Genomic DNA, 19,112 nt, shown 5'->3' on the forward strand with positions numbered 1-19,112 from the left:
GCGCTCACGGATGCGCGGGGGACGCCGCCACCGGGCGCTCCCCCGCCGCCGGCTGGACACCCACGTACTCGCGCCGGGTGCCCATCAGGTTGTCGAAGAACGGATGCGTCACGCACCAGTTGGCGTTCTGGTCCACGCCCATGTGGTGGTCGTAGTGCCAGGGCAGGTGCTCCCGGGCCCACTTCGGGTCCAGGTGAGCGCGGCGGTGCACCCGGAAGTAGTTCGCGGCGCAGGCCCACACGGTGCCCACGAAGTACGGCGCCACGGGGAACAGCGGCGCGTGGGCCAGGGCCAACGCGGCCAGCGCCAAGAGCTCCTTCGTCTGCGAGGACCAGGTCCACAGCGAGCGCAGGTACTCGTCGTCGACCATGTCGTGCTTGCGAGAGGCCTGATGGTGCTCGTGCCAGTGGAAGCCCCAGAAGCTTCCGTGGTGCCGCCCCAGGTCATGGAGCACGTACTTGTGCAGCGCCCATTCCCCGAAATTGGAGTACGCCCAGCCCAGTGGGATGCCGATCATCGTTGCTCTCCAGCAAGGCGCCCGGCCGGCCCCTCGCTCGCGATATCATGACTATTTGGTCACTCTTTTTCTATCACGCAATGAGTCGGAGCGCACGATGGTGAGCGGCGACGGCACGAGGAGTGGGGGCGTGGAGGCGGACAAGCGTCCGGGGAGGCCGGGAGGGCGGCGGGAGACGGCGCGGCGGGAGCGGACGAAGGAGCTGGAGGACGCGGCGCTGCGGCTCTTCGTGGAGCGGGGGCTGGACGCGGTGACCATCGACGACATCACCCAGGCGGCGGGCGTGGCCAAGGGGACGTTCTACCGGTACTTCGACGACAAGGCGGTGCTGGTGGACGCGCTGTTGGAGCCGGTGCGGGGGGAGCTGTTGTCGGGGCTGGAGGCGTGTGGCCGGGCGCTCGCGCAGGCGCGGGGCGTGGAGGCGATGTTCGAGGCGTACCGGGCGATGGCGGCGGTCATCGCGAGCGCGTTGTTGCAGTACCCCAGCGTGGTGCGGCTGTACCTCCAGGAGAGCCGAGGCCCCGCCGTGGGGGCCCGCAGGAAGGTGGCGGAGCTGTCTCGGGAGGTGTCGCGGCACGCGGTGGACATCACGCGGCGGGCGCACACGCACGGGTTGCTCCGGCCGATTCGTCCGGCGGTGAGCGGGCTGGCGGTGGTGGGGGCGGTGGAGCGGCTGTTGTTGGCGGTGTTGAGCGAGGAGGACATCGGCAATCCGTTGGAGTTGCCGGACGCGCTCACGACGTTGGTGCTGGACGGACTGCGGGTGCCTTCGGCGGGGAAGGAAGGGCGCCGGAAGTTGGACGGGGGCGGAAAGCGCCCTTAAGGGTGGGGGGTGGGACGCAAGCGGGCCGCTGCGAGCGGCTTCAGCATTCCGTGGTGGGCGTGGGTGGGGCTGGCGGCGGTGACGCCGGTGGTGCTCATCAACGTGGCCGTGGCGTGGCTGGGGGACACGACGGTGTCGCCGCTGTCGCTCTCGTTCCTGGAGATGAAGGTGAACGCGCTGCGCGCGTATGGGGCGCACCGGCCTTCGTGTCTGCTGGAGGGGCATGAGCCGCTGGAGCCGCTCATCGCGCGCGCGGAGCGGCGGCATGGCCTGCCTCCGGGGCTGTTGCATGCGCTGGTGTTGGTGGAGTCGGAGGGGCGCGTGCATCGCATCTCGCCCGCGGGGGCGATGGGCCCGGGGCAGCTGATGCCGACGACGGCGGCGATGCTCGGGGTGGATGACCCGTTCGACCCGGCACCGGCGTTGGATGGGAGTGCGCGGTACCTGGCGGAGCAGCTGCGGCGGTTCCGGGACGTGCGGCTCGCGGTGGCCGCGTACAACGCGGGGCCGGGCTCGGTGAATGGGCGTGTGCCGAGGAATGGGGAGACGGAGTACTACGTGCCGAAGGTGCTCTCGGCCTGGGTGCTCACGCGGCCGCCGCCACCGCCGAAGCCCGCTCCGGTCGTGGCGCGCGCGAAGCCCGCTCCAGCCGCCGTGAAGCCCACGCGAAAGACCGTGGCGACGGTGCCCGTCAGGACCATCGAGAGTCCACAGCCCGCGCAGCGGGCCCGGCCCACGGCCGTGGCACCCGCGCGCAAGCCGGTGGCCGCCAAGCCCGCGGCTCCGGTTCGGCCGAAGGCCACGACAGCGAAGCCTCCGGCGGCGCCAGCGAAGACTCCCGTGCGCGCGACCCAAGCGAAGCCCGTCCCGGCGCAGGTGAACACCCGGCAAGGGTGAACATCGGCGGGGCCCCGTCCATCACGGCCGCACTACCGCTGGCGGAGTGGGCTGACCGCTCGTCCTAACTCCCTGGGGCGAGAGGGTTCGGAACCGTAGCGTGGCTCCAGGAATCACCCCTGGAGAACACCGTGAACGCATCCCAACACCTGAGAGTTCTTGGCCTTGTCGCTTGGGTCGCCGCCTTGGCGCCGTGGGTGGCGCACGGCAAGTCGCCCTCCTCGCTCGTGTCTCAACTGGAGCGGGCCGCGGAGCCCTTCTTTTCTCCCTCTCAGCCGGGCGGGGTCGTGCTGGTCCGCAAGGGGAACGAGGTCCTCCTTCGCAAGGCCTACGGTCTCTCCGACGTGGAGAACCACGTGGCGATGAAGCCGGACAGCGTGTTGCGGCTGGCCTCCGTCACCAAGCAGTTCACCGCCGTCGCGGTGCTCCAGTGCGTGGAGGCAGGCAAGCTGACCTTGGACCAGCCACTCGGCGAGACCTACCCCGAGGCCCAGGGGGCGCTGGCCCGTGTCACGGTTCGTCAGTTGCTGACGCACACCTCGGGCGTGAAGAACATCAGCCGCATCCCGGAGTCGCGCACGGCCCGTCGCAAGGACGCCACGCTGGATGAGCTGTTGGCCTTCTTCAAGGACCTGCCCCTGGAGTTCGAGCCGGGCACTCGCTTCAGCTACAGCAACTCCAATTACATCCTGCTGACGAAGCTCATCGAACGGGCGAGCCAGCAGCCCTACGCGGAGTACATGCGCCGCGCCCTCTTCGCGCCGCTGGGCATGAATCACACGCGCTACGGAAGCCACCTCGAGGTCATCCCTGGACGCGCCCAGGGGTACCAGAAGCAAGGGGAGCAACTGATGAACGCGGACTTCATCAGCATGACGCAGCCTCGAGGTGCCGGGGGGCTCGTAAGCACCGTGGATGATTTGAACCGGTGGGACCTGGCGCTCTACTCGGACACGCTGGTGAGCCCGCGCCTGTTGGCCGAGGTATTCAAGCCCGTCTCCCTGGCGGATGGTTCGACGCAACCGTATGGCTTCGGGTGGTTCACCGGGGAGGTGCAAGGGGTGCCGAGCTTCGAGCACAACGGCTTCATCAACGGCTTCAATGCCTACACCCTGCGAGCCCCTGAGCAACGGGTGTATGTCGCGGTCCTGACCAACGCCGAGTTCCTGGACCCCAGCCATCTCGCGGTGGAGTTGGCGGCCATCGCCCTGGGGAAGCCCTACAAGAAGACGTCCTCACAGAAGCTGGACGTGGCCAGATGGCTGGGTGCGTATGACTTCGGCCAGGGAGTCATGCGCGAAATCCAGGTCCGGGAGGGTCGCCTGTATTCCCAGCGCGTGGGGAACGACCCGAGCGAACTGACGCAAGGCCAGGACGGTCGCTACTACTTCTCGGAGGGGTTCAACCACGTCACCTTCAGCGAGCGCGCGGACGGGAAGCGCGTGATGACGATGCACGACCGCATCGCGGGTGACAGCGTGGGCGTGAGGACGCCGTAGCCTGAGACCCTCGAGCAGCTCAGAAGCTGAGCATCTGCTTCAACACCCCACTCTGGCGGCGGGAGACCTCAATCTCCTGGCCGCCTTTCAGCTTCAGACGCAGCCCCCCATTCGACCAGGGCTCCACATGCTCGACGTAGCTCAAGTTGACGATGTGTTGGCGGCTGGCGCGGAAGAACACGTTCGGGTCCAGCCGTTCTTCAATCTTGTTCAGCGAGCGATAGAGGAGCGGCGAATGCGCTCCGAAGTACAACTGGCTGTAATTCCCCACGGCCTCCAGGCAGCGGATGTCCTTGAGCTTGACGAGGAAACACCGCTCGCCGTCCTTGACGAAGATCTGGCTCTCCGGCGTGAGCAGTGATTGCCGTTCGGCTGGGACGTCCACCTTCGCCAGGGCCTTGGCCAGACGCTCGGGCTGGATGGGCTTGAGCAGATAGTCCACGGTGTTGAATTCGAAGGCCTTCAGGGCGTACTGCTCGAACGCGGTGGTGAAGATGATGGGAGGGATGTGCTCCAAGCGCTCGAGCAGTTGCAGCGCGTTGCCACCTGGCAGGTCGATGTCCAGGAAGAGCAGGTCGGGTGCCGCGGACTCAATCAGGGCCTCCGCGCTGTGGATATCATCCGCCTGCCCCACGATTTGAATCTGGGGGTGCGAGCGCAGTTGGTGTTCCAGTTCGAACCGGGCCAGTTCGGAATCATCGACTATCAGTGCGCGAATCACGGTGTGCCCTCGATGTGGATTCGGGCAACGACCCATTCCCCCTCCTGGAGCAGGGAGAATCGGGCGGCGTTGCCATGAGCCAAGGCCAGGCGCTTCTTCAGGTTGAGCAAGCCCAGGCCCGTCCCAGCGGCGGTGTCGCCGAGTCTGCCGGAGTTGCTGACCACCATGCGCAGATGGCCGTCGCCCGCATCGACCTCCAGGCGCAACACGCCAGGGGAGGAGGTTTGGCTGAGGCCGTGCTTCACGGCATTCTCCACGAGCAACTGGAGTGACAACTTGGGGGTCATCCGGCCCAGGCTGGCGCTGTTGACGCGCTCTTCATATTGGAGACGTTTCCCCAGTTGCAGGCGCATCAAGGCGAGGTAGGCGTGGACAACCGCCAGTTCGTCGGAGACGGTGACCAGGGCGGCCTTGTTGCCGTCGATTTGATAGCGCAACAGGTCCGCGAATCGACCGAGCATCTCGCGGGCGGATTCGGCGTCTCGCAGGATGAGCGCGCGAATGTTGTTGATGGCATTGAACAGGAAGTGGGGGCTGAGTTGCGCGAGCAGGCTCTGCAGCTCGGCCTCGCGCAGGGACACAGCCAGTTGCTGCTGTGAGAGCTCGGCTCGCGCCAGACGCTCCTGACGGCTCAGCGCCAGATAGAGCAGGCTCCAAGCCACGTAGGTGATGCACAGGAGGGGGGCTCGGGCGAACAGGGGTTGGTCCTCGGCCAGTGGGACGAAGAACTCTCGCAGGCTGGCCAGCGCCCACAGCAACGCGTGATGCCCCAGGTCCACGACGAGCGCGACCGCGAGGCTGAGCCCCACGACGAGCGCCAGCCACTTCAGCTCCCCGCCCGGGCGGGTGCTCCTCGCCTGGTAGACGGCGCGTAGCACCAGGCTGCCCGACAAGGCCAGGAGCGTGAGGCTGGCGGCGAAGAGCAGGTGCTCGAACGGAAAGCGCGGGGGGTCTTCCGCCCGGAACAGGAGCTGCACGAGCAGGTAGGGCAGCCACCCCAACCCCTGCAGCAGCCAGAACTTCACTGACCTACCTGACCCCATCCAGCAACTCGCTCGCGGAGAATCCGGGCGGCATCATGGCTCGAATCCGGGGTCATTCGATAGGTGGGACCGCTGGCCGCTCTCCTCCATCATCCGCCGCGGCAGCAGGTCTTCGAGGTCCGGATGCGACTGAAGCAAGGCGAGCAAGCTGGCTGGGAAGAGGGTCACGAACGGCGGCATCATCGCGTCAACCGAGGAAGGGGCCAGGGAATGAAGGATGAGTTCTCGGTTCTTCGCGAGCTGGAATCGGCGGGGTGTCATGGGGTGCCCGGAATGCGCGGGAGGGTTCAAGCGGGTTCTCGTTTGAGATTCCGACCCGAAGGACCGACTGTCGCGGAAATATCACGACTGGGGGTCTCATTGAGGAAGCCGCTTGGACTGAGTCTGCTGATGTCGACTCGGATTCGCGGGCGGAGACCTACTACAAGGCCGCCGCGTGCGCCTCGTTGGGTGGAAACCTCGAGCAGGCGATGACGTTGCTGAAGTCCGCCGCCGAACATGGGTTTGTCGCGGTGGACCAGCTCCAACATGACCCGGAACTCGAGCCGCTCCACTCTCACGCGGATTGGGCGAAGGTGGTGGCCCGTGTGACGGACCATCACGCCAAGGCCAAACCACCGCCCATGCCCCTGCCCGTGCTGGAGAGCATTGACGTCTCTCGCTCGCGCCGCGCGGACCGCGACTCCGTCATCGAGATATTGGGATTGAAGGTGGGCCAGCCCGTCGTTCGCAGCAGACACCTCACGAAGATACGGGAGAAGCAGCTTCGAGAGCGCTTCAACCTCGCCTACGCCAGCATCGGGGTCATCGCGTTCTTCGCGGAGGAGAACGTGGGCAAGGCCTTCGCGAGCGTCGACCTGGTGGACGCCGAGGATGCACAGCGCCTGAACTTCCTCCCCGCCCCCACGGGCAACATGTACGACCCCGACGGACTCCTCGCACAATGGCAGGAGTACGAAGACAAGGTGATGAAGCTGGTGCAGGACGGCCGCTGGAATCACGAGGCCCCGCCCTCCTGCAGGGTGGCCCACTGTGCATTTGGCTTTGGCCATCCGGATGTCGCGGCCTACGAGCCACGCTTCGTCGCGAAGGCCCCAGGCGTGCGGGACGCGCTGCTGCGCGTCTTGAAGGAGGAAGCGAACGCGGACCGCCGCGCGTCGGTGCCCTATGTCCTCGGATATGCGGGCACGCCCGAGCAGGTCATCTCCTGGCTCGTGCCCTTCTTCCGGGACCCCCACGCCGGTGTCCGCAACAATGTCATCCGCGCGGTGCTCGCATTCCAGACACACTTGGAGAAGCCCGTCGTCGACCTGGGCACGGTGTTCGACGTGATGGCGATGCCGCACGTGATGGACCGGAACAAGGGCACGTACCTGCTCGAAGCCGTGCTCCAGAAGCTCAAGCCCGAGGAGCTCGCGGCGCGACGCACCGAGGTGCTCCAGAAGGTCGGCGTGCTGCTCGTGGACATGACCGAGTCACGGCAACCCATCAACAGGGACCCCGCTGTGAGCGGGCTCAAGTTGCTCTCGGGTGAGGGCTTCGAGACCTCCGCTGAATGGCGGCAGTGGCTGTCACGGCGGAAGCTGTGAGTCCCCTGGGATGGCTCCGAGTGAAGGCAGGAGCCATGCCCACGGCACTCATCTCTCGCTGTCCGGCTTCAGCGAGAGGTCAATATTCTGGTGCCCCGACCCGACCTCTTCAACTGCGTCAATCCAGTCAGATCAGGCGGCAGGATCGGCGGGTTGGCCATCGAGAAGCAGAGACATCGAACTCAGCAGGCCCCCAGTTCATCGGCCCCCGTGCGTTCATGGAGATGATCCAGATAGCGATACATCGCGATGTAGGCTTCGCGAACAGACATCTGGTCGTCAGGTTTCACGTCAAACACCGAGGAATCCAGGGGGAGTGTGGCCCGTGGGTTCGAACCACTTCGCGAAGACCCGAACGGAACTGGTCGTCGAGTGGGTCGTGATATCCAAGCACCAGAGTTCAGCCAGGTCGATTCCGGCCGTCATCCACCGCGGACACCTCGGCCTCTCTGCTGAGGCGCCAGGGAGGCTCATCTCGCGTTCGCCATGTCGTCGGCGATCAAGTGCAGCAAGGAAGCGGCACGGTCAAGGTCAACGCTTGAGTCGCGATCCGGGTCCTCCAGAATCTTCGTGAGCTCCAATATGTCGTCATCGAACGAGCCGACCCCTGGCTCCGGTACCTTCGTCATATCGGTCCAATCCGGCCATGGCACCGTCCAGTAGTAGTCTCGCTCCCTCGTCTCGATTCGTTCGATGCCTCGTTGGCGTGCGTTGCGGAGCAACCGCACGATGCATCTCTCCAGTTCATCGATGGTCACGCCCTGACTCCACGTTGGGTGAGCTTCTTTTGAAGCTCACCATCATATCGGACAAGGAGTATGGCGAATCGAAACCCTCGCACAAGGTTCCATCAGGACGAGGGCGCTCAGCGCACTCGCGGCTCCGTCATGGGTTTTCGGCTCGGGCCTTCAGGATGCTGCGCTGCTGGCCGTGCCGCCTCCCTCAACTGGCGCTTGAACCTCTCGCAGGGAGCGTCGTACCCCACCGAGGAGTTCCCTCTTTCCACTCAGCTGGTCTCTCCTGCGACAGGATTAGAAGGAGACACCCATTCAGGCGGGCTCGAAGAAGAGGATGGAGATGTCCCCACAGACGCATCGAAAAGCTCGCTCGTAGTGAGAAATCACCTCGAACCGGACGCCCTCCATCATCCGCTCATGCACGTCTTCAATCTCCAGTTCAGACAGGAATAGAGACTGTACAATGGGCGGAAGCTCCAACTCTCGCACACCCGCCAAAAGCAGACCCAACCGATAGCGCTTTGCCCCTGAGACATAGGCAAGCTCCATCTTGAGTGAATGCCAGCCTTCGGGCGTCTCGTCGAAATCGACCTCGAGCTTCAGGACCTTCTTCGCACGGAAGAAGTCAAAGTCGGGTTCCAGAGTGAGCACCGGTTCACGCCCGCTGATGGGGAGTTGCTTCAGAAAGTGCGTTCTCATGGCTCTAATAGTTGGGGTGGACGCCTGGAAGCGGGTCGCTGACCTCGCCCGTCTTTGGAGTGGGTCGTGTCCCTATAAGTGTGTAGTCGGCGAACAGGGCAAGCGGGAAAGAGGGAAGCTCCTCGGAGAAACCAACCGAGACGGTCTCCCCCTGGCAGGGGAGCCGAGGAGTTCCCACCGTGGACGATACCGAGTTTGCCGCGCCCGCGCACGAGGAGGTGCGTACCGACGTGCGCGCGCTCTTCCTGGGAGCCATCCGGATGACGCTGGAGATGCTGCTGGAGGAGGAGATTCGAGGCTTGGTGGGAGCCGGGCGCTGGCAGCAGGTGGCGGGGCGCAAGGACCAGCGCAATGGGAGCTCCCTGCGAGGCCTGCTGACGTCCATGGGGCACCTGGAGGTGGCGGTGCCTCGGACGAGGGCGAGCGGCTCCGCGAAGGCCGTGCTGGGCCACTACAAGCGGCGCAGCGAGGAACTCGACGAGGCGATAACCAGCGCGTACGTGCAAGATGGGCCGAGTCACACGGGCGCTCATGGGCGAGGAGGTTTCGCGCTCGACGGTGAGCCGGGTGACGAAGTCCCTCGAAGAGAAGGTGGAGGGCCTGCGCACCCAGTCCCTCACCCAGGCCTTCCCCTACGTGTACCTGCTGGCTTCAGCACACCGCATGGCCGAGCGGCGGTTCCCGGAGGTTCATACAGCCAAGCATTACCTCTCGCGGACCATCGACGGGAGCCTGCCAAGAACTCCCTTCAGCTGGCTCCCCGAAGAGCGGGGCGGGTCGATTCCGGGGTGGGGAAGCACGGCCATGCACCAACGTGAGTTGCGGCCTTCGCGGCGCCAGGCACCGGAACCCCATCGGTCAAACGACCGACCTCGGATGGATGACGGACGCGCGGGGTGGTCTCCCCGTGCGACGAATCCCTCGCATCACCGCTTCCGTCCACACCCCGAGGGTTCATGAGCAAGCGCGCGTTCAAAGTCCTCGCCGTCCTGACGTTCGTCCTGCTCGCCTTCGTGGGCACTGTCACCTTCTTCGGTGACAACCTCCGCAGGCTCTTCGGCTCAGGCACCGTGTGCCTCGCGGGTGATGTGGACCCGCATCCGGCCGCCATGGCTCTCGCCGCGAACACCCCACGTCCCGCGCCCGCCGACAGCCTCCAGCGCAAGTCCCTGCGCAACTTCGGCGCCTACGACGAGCCCGAGGCAGCCCCGCCTCCGCCCCCCGCCGGCCGCACCACCTCCAATCCCTACACCCTCACCTCCGACGACACCCTCTCCACCTTCGCCGTCGACGTGGACACCGCCTCCTACGCCCAGTTCCGCCGCTCCGTGAAGAGCGACCGCATCCCCGCCGATGCCACCGTGCGCGTCGAGGAGTGGGTGAACTACTTCCGCTACCGCGTCCCCGAGCCCACCCCCGCCGAGGGCCCCTTCCACGTCGCCCTCGAGGCCGCCCCCTCCCCCTTCTCCCCGCGACAACACCTCCTCAAGGTCAGCCTCCAGGGCCGCCACCTCACCCAGGCCCAGCGCAAGCCCACGCACCTGGTCTTCCTCGTCGACATCAGCGGCTCCATGTCCGGCGATGACCGGCTGGGCCTCGCCAAGAAGTCCATGAAGCTGGCCGTCGCGGGCCTCAACCCCACCGACACCGTCGCGCTCACCACCTACGCCGGCGACGTGCGCACCGTCCTGGAGTCCACCCCCGTCAGCCAGCGCAAGGACATCGACGCCGCCATCGACGCCCTCGCCACCGGCGGCGGCACCAACATGGGCGATGGCCTGGAGCTCGCCTACCAACACGCCGTCCACAAGGCCGGCTCCAAGAACGTCGCCCGCGTCGTCGTCCTCACGGACGGCGACACCAACCTCGGCCGCGACCAGAGCGCCGACGCCATGCTGGCGCGCATCGGCAAGTACGTGAAGGAAGGCGTCACCCTCTCCACCATCGGCTTCGGCATGGGCAACTACCGCGATGACCTCATGGAGCGTCTGGCCAACCGAGGCAACGGCAACTGCTACTACATCGACTCGGAGCGAGAGGCCCGCCGCGTCTTCCAGGAGCAGCTCGGCGGCACCATGGAAGTCATTGCCCAGGACGTCAAAATCCAGGTGGAGTTCGACAAGGTCGCGGTGAAGGGCTACCGCCTCCTCGGCTACGAGAACCGCGCCATCGCCGACAAGGACTTCCGCAAGGACTCCGTCGACGCGGGCGAGGTCGGCTCCGGCCACACCGTCACCGCCCTGTATGAGCTGGACCTCACCGGCGAGGGCTCGCGCGTCGCCACCGTCCGCGTCCGCGCCAAGAAGCCCGGTGGCTCCGAGGCCGCCGAGCAGCCCTTCCACCTGGAGCGAAGCCAGGTGCGCGACTCCCTCTCCTCCGCCTCCGCGGACCTGCGCTTCGCCATCGCCGTCGCGGGCACCGCCGACCTCCTGCGCGGCACTACGCCCAACGATGACCGCAGCTTCGCGCGCCTCCACGCCCTCGCCGCGGACGCCGTCGACGGACAGGAGGACCGCGAGGAGTTCCTCACGCTGCTCGGCAAGCTGCGCGAATTGCTCGCGCCTCGCGGCGCCGTCCAGAGCGCCCAGCGCCCGCCGTACTGAGCCCGCACACAAGACAAGTCGAGACACCGCGACTATCCACTCCTGTACAAACGCAACGCGTCATACACCAGGGAGCCCCCGTGCGGGGGCGTCGAGGGAACGGGGTAGAGTCCACCCATGGACCCCTTCGTCAGCCTCGACGCCACCGCCCAGGCCGAGCTCGTCCGCCGCCGGGAAGTCTCTCCGCTGGAGCTCGTGGACGCGGCCATCACCCGCATCGAGCGCTGCAACCCCAAGCTCAACGCCGTCGTGCAGACCCAGTTCGACACGGCCCGGCTGCGCGCGAAGAATCCACTGCCCCAGGGCCCCTTCACCGGCGTGCCCTTCCTCCTCAAGGACCTGCACGCCGCGCAGGAAGGCTATCCGCTCACCTCCGGCTCGCGCTTCACGCGGGACTTCTCGCCGAACCACGACAGCGAGCTCGTCAAACGCCATCTGCGCGCGGGCCTCATCGTGCTGGGCAAGACGAACACGCCGGAGCTGGGCCTCCTGCCCACCACGGAGGGCGAGCTCCACGGCCCCTGCCGCAACCCGTGGGACCTGACGCGCTCTCCCGGAGGCTCCAGCGGCGGCGCGGCGGCGGCGGTCGCCAGCGGCATGGTGCCCTTCGCGCACGCCTCCGACGGCGGTGGCTCCATCCGAGGCCCCGCGTCCCACTGCGGCCTCTTCGGCCTCAAGCCCAGCCGAGGCCGCAACCCCACCGGCCCGGAGCTGGCCGACCCCTTCCACTGGCTCATCGGAGAACACGCCCTCACCCGCTCCGTACGAGACAGCGCCACCCTGCTCGACGCCACCGAGGGCCCCGACGTCGGTGCGCCCTCCATCGCTCCACCGAAGACGCGGCCCTATCAGCTGGAAGCCGGCGCGCCTCCGGGACGCCTGCGCATCGGCCTCACGCTGCGCAACGCGATGGGCGCCCCCATCCACCCCGAGTGCCTGGCCGCCGTCACCGCCACCGCGCGCAAGCTGGAGGGCCTGGGCCACGCCGTGTCGGAGGGCCACCTCCAGACAGCCGGCGACGAGGATCTGGGCCAGCACTTCATGACGGCCTGGGCGTGCGGCGTCGTGTCCAGCATCGAAGGGCTCGCGCGGCGCACCGGCCGCCCCCCCTCCTCCGAGCACTTCGAGCCCTTCACCTGGGCGCTCTACCAGTTCGGACAGGGCCAGGGCCTCTCCGCCTACCTGCACGCGCAGGCGGAAATCCTGCGCTTCAGCCGCGCCTTCGCCCGGCACTTCGAGGACGTGGACGTCTGGCTCCTGCCCACCACCACGGAGCCCGCGCTGGCGCTGGGGCAGTTCCCCGCTCCGCCGGATGACCCGCTCGCGCCGCTGTTCCGCGCCGCCACGCTCGTCCCCTACTGCCCCATGGCCAACATGGCGGGCAACCCCGCGATGAGCGTGCCACTTCATTGGACCCCAGAGGGACTGCCCGTCGGCGTGCAGTTCATCAGCCGCTTCGGAGACGAGGCCACGCTCTTCCGGCTGGCCGCGCAGTTGGAGGCCGCGCATCCGTGGACGCATCGCCGCCCCGCCGTGTTCGGCTAGGGGTCGGCGTGTTCCACGGTGGGCGCTCGGGCAAAACTTACTCAGCACGCATCAGGTCGGGCGCGCTAGAACCCAGGTCCTATGAAAGTCGCCGTGCTCACGGGCGGGGGTGACTGCCCCGGCCTCAACGCCGTCATCCGTGCCATCGTCCGCCGCGCCACCGCCCACGGTTTCGAGATGATGGGCCTTCGAGACGGCTGGAAGGGCCTGCTCGAGGACAACCACTTCCGGCTGACCCGGGAGACGACGTCCGGAATTCTCCACCGGGGTGGCACCATCCTGGGCACCTCGCGCGTCAATCCCTTCAAGGTCGAGAACGGCCTGGAGCGCGTCAAGCGCGCCATCGAGCGCAATGGCATCCACGCCGTCATCGCCATCGGTGGCGAGGGCACGCTGTCGGCGGCCACGCGCATGTCGCAGGAGGGGCTGCGCATCGTCGGCGTGCCGAAGACCATCGACAACGACCTGAACGGCACGGACTTCACCTTCGGCTTCGACACCGCCGTGGCCATCGCCACCGAGGCCGTGGACCGGCTGCACTCCACCGCCGAGTCCCACAAGCGCGTCATCGTCTGCGAGGTGATGGGCCGCCACGTCGGCTGGATTGCCACCTATGCGGGCATCGCCGGGGGCGCGGACGTCATCCTGGTGCCGGAGATTCCCGCCGACCTGGAGCGCGTCGCCGAGCACATCCAGCGCCGTCACGCGGGTGGGCGCAGCTTCTCCATCGTCGTGGTGGCGGAAGGCACGCGCATCAAGCTGGCCCCCGAGCAGGGCGAGCAGTTGGTCACCAGCGGCGCGCTGGACGAGGCGGGCCGGCCGCGCCTGGGCGGCGTGGGCAACATCGTCGCCAACGAAATCGAGCGGCGCACGGGCTTCGAGACGCGCGTGTCCGTGCTGGGCCACATCCAGCGCGGCGGCGCGCCCACCGCGCATGACCGCGTGCTGGCCACCCGCTACGGCGTGCACGCCTGCGACATGGTCGCGAACGGCGAGTTCGGGAAGATGGCCGCGCTCAAGGGCAACGAAATCGTCAGCGTGGACCTCTCCGCCGCGACGAAGGAGCTCAAGCGCGTGCCCAAGGAGTTCTTCGAGGTCGCCCAGGTCTTCTTCGGCTGACCCGGGGGGCCCCCCCACGCGGGAGCACGTCGACATCCGGTAGCATCGGTGGCCTTCACCCTCGCAGCGAAGGGACGGTGCCGATGCTTCCCGGACGCATGATGGACTTCCCGCTCACGCTGACCCACTTCCTGGAGCGCGCTCGCTCGTACTACCCGCGCTCGGAAATCGTCAGCCGCAACCCCGACAAGTCCCTCCATCGCTACACCTACGCGGACTTCCACCGGCGCACGTGTCAGTTGATGAACGCGCTGAAGCGCCTGGGGGTGAAGCCGGGGGACAGGGTCGCGACGCTGAGTTGGAACCACCACCGTCACCTGGAGGCCTACTTCGGCATCCCGACGATGGGCGCGGTGGTGCACACGCTGAACCTGCGGCTGCACCCGAATGACCTGGCGTACATCGCGCGGCACGCGGAGGACTCGGTGGTGCTGGTGGACCGCTCGCTCCTGCCGCTGTTCGAGAAGTTCGCGGCGCAGGTGCCCAGCATCCGCCACGTCATCGTCATCCCCGACGCGGGACCCACGCCCGAGGGAATGCTGGACTACGAGAAGCTGCTGGCGGCGGAGCCCGGGCACTTCGACTGTCCCGCGCTCGATGAGAACAGCGCGGCGATGCTCTGCTACACCTCCGGCACCACGGGCAATCCGAAGGGCGTGCTGTACAGCCACCGCTCCATCGTCCTGCACACGCTGGTGTGCTGCATGAAGGACGTGACGGGGATTGGCGAGCAGGACTCGGTCCTCCCGGTCGTCCCCATGTTCCACGCGGCGGCGTGGGGTCTGCCGTTCGACGCGCTCCTCACGGGGGCGCGCATCGTGATGCCCGGGCCGAACCTGGACCCGCTGTCGCTGTTGGACTTGATGGCCCAGGAGAAGGTGACGGTGGCGGGCGGCGTGCCGACCATCTGGCTGGGCATCCTGGCGCTCCTGGACCAGGAGCCCAAGAAGTGGGACCTGAGCGCGGTGCGCACCATGTTGATTGGAGGCTCCGCGGCTCCGCCGGCGATGATTGACGGCTTCCGCAAGCGCCATGGACTCCTCGTGACGCACGCCTGGGGCATGACGGAGCTCAACCCCGTGGGGACGATGGCCAAGCTGAAGCAGCAGCTGGTCCAGGCGGATGCGCAGACTCAGTTGGAGGCGCTCAGCACCCAGGGCTTCGCGCTGCCTTACGTGGAGACCCGGACGGTGGGCGAGGACGGCCAGACGCTGCCCTGGGACGGGAAGACCATGGGCGAGCTGGAGGTGCGCGGCCCCTGGGTGGCTCGCTCCTACTTCGGCGACGAGGGCGCGGACCGCTTCACGTCCGACGGCTGGTTCAAGACGGGCGACGTCGTCACGCTGGACGAGGGCGGCTATGTCCGCATCTGCGACCGGAGCAAGGACGTCATCAAGTCCGGTGGCGAGTGGATTTCGTCGGTGACGCTGGAGAACGCGCTGATGAGCCACCCGTCCGTGCTGGAGGCCGCCGTGTTCGCCGCGCGCCATCCACACTGGGGCGAGCGCCCCCTGGCGGCGGTGGTGCTCAAGCCGGGTCAGTCCGCGACGAAGGAGGAGCTGACCGAGCACCTGTCGAAGCAGTTCGTGAAGTTCTGGCTGCCGGATGACTACGTCTTCATGGCCCAGATTCCACGCACGTCCACGGGCAAGTTCCTGAAGACGAAGCTGCGCGAGGAACACGGGGACCACCTGCTCAAGGGCGCCCACACCTCGGCGAGCTAGCGGCTCGCTCCTCGAGCCTCACGCCGGCCCGGAGCACTCCCGGGCCGGCGCGGTGTCACTCGCTACACGTCAGTTCGTCGTGCCCAGGAAGACGCCTCACCTGGTGGCCGCGGCGTCTCATCGGGCCGGGGGAAGGGCCCCCACTCCACCTCAGTTCGTCGTGCCCAGGCAGACACCGCCGCAGGTGGCCTCCACCTTGCCATCGGGCCGCAGGAAGAGGTCCACCTGCTCCCGTCCCTTCGCCTCGCGGCGCACGCGCTCGTGCACGGGGTTGTCGTCGGCCGGCGGGGTCGCCACGCTGCCCGGCAGCGGCGAGGGCAACCCGTAGTCGAACTGCACCAGCGCGGAGCCCTCCACCGCGCTCTCCTGCGTGGGCAGCTCCGGCACCCGCCACGTCGCGGGGAGCTGCTGCGTGAGCCCCATGGCGCGGGCGTGGAGCTCCGTGGCGACGTTCGGCACCTGCGCGTCACCCAGGCCGTACTGCACCAGGACCCGACGCGACGACGGACCTCCGGTGTAGGGGGCCGTCAGCACATGAGGCGCATAGGTGAGCGGGTCGATGCGGTCGAAGCTCGTCTGCGTCATCGCCGCGAACTTCTGCTGGTCCAGCGCGTCCGGCACCGACTGCGCGATGGCCTGGAGGAACGGCGCGAAGGGCTTCGCCCGGAACATCATCAGCGAGAAGTCCGCCCCACCCACGCTGAACGCCGCGCGCGACACGTGCGGCGACAGCGCCACATACGTGCCACCCAGGATGTGACCCTGGCTGATGCCGTAGAAGTACGTCTGGTCCGGGTCATAGACGAGCACCCCGTTGTCCTTCAGCTCCGCCAGGTCCTTCAGCGTGCTCCGGGCCGCGTAGGTGACGGCCATCTGGTTGACCATGCCCTGGTGGACCCGGTCGGTGAAGCGCAGCGTCTGCGCCGGCTGCTGCATCATCGCCCCAATCACCCCGGGCGCGTCCGCCTGCGACATGCCCCACCAGTCCACCGTCATCACCACCATCTTCGTCGCCTGCACGAAGGGCCGGACGAAGGAGCCGTCCGACTCCGCCTGGCCGCCGAAGAAGCCGTGCCCGTACTGGAGGAAGCGCACCGGCGCCACTCCCTGGCCCCACACACTCCGGGGAACCTGGAGCGTGAACGGCACCTCCGCCTCACCGTTGCGCTTCACCCTGCCCTGCGCGTCGCGCGACAGCAGCGCCCCCGGCTGCGCCGTCTCCGTGAAGAGCGGCACGCGCAGCGTCCCCTTGATGCGGCGGAAGATGTTCGCGTCCACCTCATCCTTCACCTCCGTCACCGTGACGACGGGCGGCGTCGCCGACATCGCCTCCATCGCCAGACGCCGGACATCGAGCATGTCCCGGGTGACGTTCTCCTCCGTCTCCGTGGTGAAGTCCCACGCGAGCTGGAGCTCGGCGCGCGGGACACCGGCCGCCTCGAGCGCGGGGAAGATGTCCGCCTCGTAGCGCTGGGCCAGGGGCGCCAGCAGCGGGTCGCCCTCCGTCTGGCCGTCACGGATGCGGCGGAAGCCCTCTGGCACCGGCACCGGCGCACCGCTCTTCGTCTTCAAGCCTCGCAGCGCGACGATGTAGCGCGTCCCGCCGCGCAGCCGCTCCACGGGCCGCAGCAGCAGCGCCCGCCGCGAGTCATCCACCGCGCGCGGGTCCATCTCCGCGAAGTGGAGCACGCCCGTGCGCGCCTGCGCGTCCAGCAGCACCGTGGCGCCCGTCGTCTTCGCCGTGGGCTGCGTCACCGTCGGCAGGCTCGCCGCGTCCACGCCGCCCGGGAACAGGGCCAGCACCTGCGTCCCATGCGAGTAGCCATCCGCCGGGTGCAGGTCCGTGAAGTCGAACGGCGCCCCCGCCGGCGTCTTCAGCTTCGCCGCGGCGGTGAGCCTCACGCGCTGCCCCGACGGCAACGCCGAATCCGCCTGCATGAAGTAATTCGATGGATACGGCAACAGACAGTCATGTTCCGAGGCCAGGGGGTTGCAGCCCTCGGGCACCTGGAGCGCAGGAAGCGTGCCTCCGGCGTCAGGCTGTCCTTGGCCTCCATCCGGCAACCCGGGCTCATCCGAATCCGAGCACGCCGTCAGCGCCAGCACCGACAATGCCAGCACCCACGCGCCACGCTTTCTCCACTGTTCCCACATGATTCCTGGACTCCTCGTGTGAACACAATGATTCGTGTCACGCGAGTGTCACAGGAGACGGCACTTCATCAAAGCATTGTCTTACGACACGCCGCGCCAGACACTCATAGCAACAGCGCCAGCCCTTGTCAGGGCTGACGCCGAATTCCTTGCTTGCTTCAGATGCCGCAGATTTCGCGTGCGAGCGAGATACACGCCTCGATGAACTGCTGCGTCGTACAACCGCCGTTCTGGGTGCACACGATGTCACCGGTTCCCGGCTCGCTGCACCACTCGAGCGTCACCCAGCAGGCGGCCTGGGACACCGTGCGCTCTCCCTCGATGTTCTGCTGCGACGTCAGGTTCGCTTCATCCGTGGCATCCCGCACCATCACGGGCTTTCCATGCAAGGTGGCCTCGTAGCGCGGTCCCTTGTCCCCGGCGGCGACTTCCGGTGAAGACATCTCAGGACCACACCCCGCGAGGATTCCAGCGGCAAACCCCGCGACAACCCACAGCGACAACACTTTCATCGGGTTCTCCTGGCTGTTGGAGCTCACGGACTCGAGCTCCGATGCCGATATGCAGTGTCTGATTTATTCCCTCCATCGTTGACATCCACTATCTGAATTCATTCCAGTCTCACCTCTCAAACCCTGCAATCATTTCAGCCACACCCCCTGCTTGCGATTACAGTCCATCCCAATCCCTGCACAAGGATTGCGGGTCGCGGCCCGTGGGACCTCCGTCCGCGCACAAGCGTTGCCTGTTGGACGACAGGGGGTGCCGAGGTGGCACCACGGGCGTCCTCCCAAAAATTCAGGGTAAGGTCCCGCCACCATGCCGTCCGTGAAGCAACTGCGCCCGTTCGCCCTGGCAACCCTGGAAGCCTTCCTCGACGCTTCCGGGCCGGTGGTCCTCGTCCAGCAGCCGCCCGAGCCTGTCTTCCAGCAGGTGGCGATGCGGCTGGGCGAGGCGCGCACCGTCGGCATGGCCCACCGCAGCCGGCTGGTGGACCGGCTCTTCGTCATGCTGCGCGGGTTCGACGCCCTGGAGGTCCACTTCCTCCGCCCCTCCACGGACCTCCAGGAGTTCACCGTGGGCCGCATCGAGGGCTGCACCCTCGTCGTCCCGGACCCGTCCGTCTCCAAGCACCACGCCACGCTGCGGTGGCATGAGGCGGCGGGAGACTGCTCGGTCCGGGATGTGGGTTCGATGAACGGCACCTGGGTCAACACCAACGCGCTCACCGCCGAGCAGGACGTGCTGCTCACGGATGGCGACGCCCTGGGCTTCGGCGACGCCCAGTTCCTCTACCTCCGCACGGAGACGCTGCACGCCCACCTGCGCATGGCGAGTCCCGGCGCGCGGCGCTGAGGCAAGGCAGGCGGGCGGGTGCGCGAAGCCCCCCTGCTCGCCCGGTGACAGGGGTCTCCACTACATTCGCGGACTTCGTGCGGCGA

16 protein-coding genes and 1 pseudogene are annotated in these 19,112 nt (G+C 67.4%); 10 read left to right on the top strand and 7 right to left on the bottom strand.

Going from position 1 to position 19,112, the window contains the following annotated elements:
- Positions 1-4 precede the first annotated feature (4 nt).
- Positions 5-517 (bottom strand): hypothetical protein, encoded by a 513-nt coding sequence (locus MYSTI_RS34695; RefSeq protein ID WP_015352515.1) that lies wholly within the window; start codon positions 515-517, stop codon positions 5-7.
- Between the two features lie 130 nt (positions 518-647).
- Between MYSTI_RS34695 and MYSTI_RS34700 the strand changes: the two genes are divergently transcribed.
- The 3 genes from MYSTI_RS34700 to MYSTI_RS34710 all read left to right on the top strand — a co-directional run bounded on the left by MYSTI_RS34700 (position 648) and on the right by MYSTI_RS34710 (position 3,736).
- Positions 648-1,340: a TetR/AcrR family transcriptional regulator gene (locus MYSTI_RS34700; RefSeq protein WP_233278052.1), complete on the top strand. Its 693-nt coding sequence runs from the start codon at positions 648-650 to the stop codon at positions 1,338-1,340.
- A gap of 9 nt (positions 1,341-1,349) precedes the next feature.
- Positions 1,350-2,237 (top strand): lytic transglycosylase domain-containing protein, encoded by an 888-nt coding sequence (locus tag MYSTI_RS34705; protein ID WP_015352517.1) that lies wholly within the window; start codon positions 1,350-1,352, stop codon positions 2,235-2,237.
- A 131-nt stretch (positions 2,238-2,368) separates the two neighbouring features.
- A complete protein-coding gene (locus MYSTI_RS34710) occupies positions 2,369-3,736 on the top strand; it encodes a serine hydrolase domain-containing protein (RefSeq protein ID WP_015352518.1) in 1,368 nt (455 codons plus the stop codon).
- 19 nt (positions 3,737-3,755) lie between these two features.
- Here the strand turns inward: MYSTI_RS34710 and MYSTI_RS34715 are convergent, their stop codons facing one another.
- Both MYSTI_RS34715 and MYSTI_RS34720 read right to left on the bottom strand, forming a co-directional pair.
- On the bottom strand, positions 3,756-4,457 hold the full coding sequence (locus MYSTI_RS34715) for a LytR/AlgR family response regulator transcription factor (RefSeq protein WP_015352519.1): 702 nt from the start codon (positions 4,455-4,457) through the stop codon (positions 3,756-3,758).
- Positions 4,454-5,482, bottom strand: coding sequence for a sensor histidine kinase (locus MYSTI_RS34720; RefSeq protein ID WP_052351115.1), 1,029 nt, complete (start codon positions 5,480-5,482; stop codon positions 4,454-4,456). The genes MYSTI_RS34715 and MYSTI_RS34720 overlap by 4 nt, the downstream gene beginning before the upstream one ends.
- Before the next feature lie 272 nt (positions 5,483-5,754).
- Here MYSTI_RS34720 and MYSTI_RS34725 point away from each other — a divergent pair, with 272 nt between their 5' ends.
- On the top strand, positions 5,755-7,089 hold the full coding sequence (locus MYSTI_RS34725) for a TPR end-of-group domain-containing protein (RefSeq protein WP_420811512.1): 1,335 nt from the start codon (positions 5,755-5,757) through the stop codon (positions 7,087-7,089).
- 470 nt (positions 7,090-7,559) lie between these two features.
- Here MYSTI_RS34725 and MYSTI_RS34730 read toward each other — a convergent pair whose 3' ends face one another.
- Both MYSTI_RS34730 and MYSTI_RS34735 read right to left on the bottom strand, forming a co-directional pair.
- Complete coding sequence (locus MYSTI_RS34730) at positions 7,560-7,847, bottom strand: hypothetical protein (protein WP_015352522.1); 288 nt, start codon at positions 7,845-7,847, stop codon at positions 7,560-7,562.
- Between the two features lie 291 nt (positions 7,848-8,138).
- Positions 8,139-8,525 carry a PIM8 family immunity protein gene (locus tag MYSTI_RS34735; protein WP_015352523.1) on the bottom strand — a complete coding sequence of 129 codons (387 nt, stop codon included), beginning with the start codon at positions 8,523-8,525 and terminating at the stop codon, positions 8,139-8,141.
- A gap of 179 nt (positions 8,526-8,704) precedes the next feature.
- Here MYSTI_RS34735 and MYSTI_RS45815 point away from each other — a divergent pair.
- The 5 genes and pseudogenes from MYSTI_RS45815 to MYSTI_RS34755 form a co-directional block, all read left to right on the top strand.
- Positions 8,705-9,179, top strand: a pseudogene (locus MYSTI_RS45815) (transposase); the annotation flags it as partial.
- 302 nt (positions 9,180-9,481) lie between these two features.
- Positions 9,482-11,128, top strand: a complete 1,647-nt coding sequence (locus MYSTI_RS34740) for a vWA domain-containing protein (RefSeq protein ID WP_015352525.1) — start codon at positions 9,482-9,484, stop codon at positions 11,126-11,128.
- A 117-nt stretch (positions 11,129-11,245) separates the two neighbouring features.
- The gene (locus tag MYSTI_RS34745) at positions 11,246-12,673 is read left to right on the top strand and encodes an amidase (RefSeq protein WP_015352526.1); all 1,428 of its coding nucleotides are present in this window, start codon (positions 11,246-11,248) and stop codon (positions 12,671-12,673) included.
- 81 nt (positions 12,674-12,754) lie between these two features.
- Positions 12,755-13,792, top strand: a complete 1,038-nt coding sequence (locus MYSTI_RS34750) for a 6-phosphofructokinase (protein WP_015352527.1) — start codon at positions 12,755-12,757, stop codon at positions 13,790-13,792.
- Positions 13,793-13,875: 83 nt separating this feature from the next.
- Positions 13,876-15,516, top strand: a complete 1,641-nt coding sequence (locus tag MYSTI_RS34755; RefSeq protein WP_015352528.1) for a long-chain fatty acid--CoA ligase — start codon at positions 13,876-13,878, stop codon at positions 15,514-15,516.
- 150 nt (positions 15,517-15,666) lie between these two features.
- Here MYSTI_RS34755 and MYSTI_RS34760 read toward each other — a convergent pair whose 3' ends face one another.
- Positions 15,667-17,670, bottom strand: coding sequence for a hypothetical protein (locus MYSTI_RS34760; protein ID WP_015352529.1), 2,004 nt, complete (start codon positions 17,668-17,670; stop codon positions 15,667-15,669).
- A 158-nt stretch (positions 17,671-17,828) separates the two neighbouring features.
- Complete coding sequence (locus MYSTI_RS34765) at positions 17,829-18,182, bottom strand: hypothetical protein (protein WP_015352530.1); 354 nt, start codon at positions 18,180-18,182, stop codon at positions 17,829-17,831.
- Positions 18,183-18,489: 307 nt separating this feature from the next.
- On the opposite strand from MYSTI_RS34765, the gene MYSTI_RS34770 reads away from it, so the two are divergent.
- Positions 18,490-19,026: an FHA domain-containing protein gene (locus MYSTI_RS34770; RefSeq protein ID WP_015352531.1), complete on the top strand. Its 537-nt coding sequence runs from the start codon at positions 18,490-18,492 to the stop codon at positions 19,024-19,026.
- Positions 19,027-19,112 lie beyond the last annotated feature (86 nt).

The organism is Myxococcus stipitatus DSM 14675 (assembly GCF_000331735.1).
Classification (GTDB): Bacteria; Myxococcota; Myxococcia; order Myxococcales; family Myxococcaceae; genus Myxococcus; species Myxococcus stipitatus.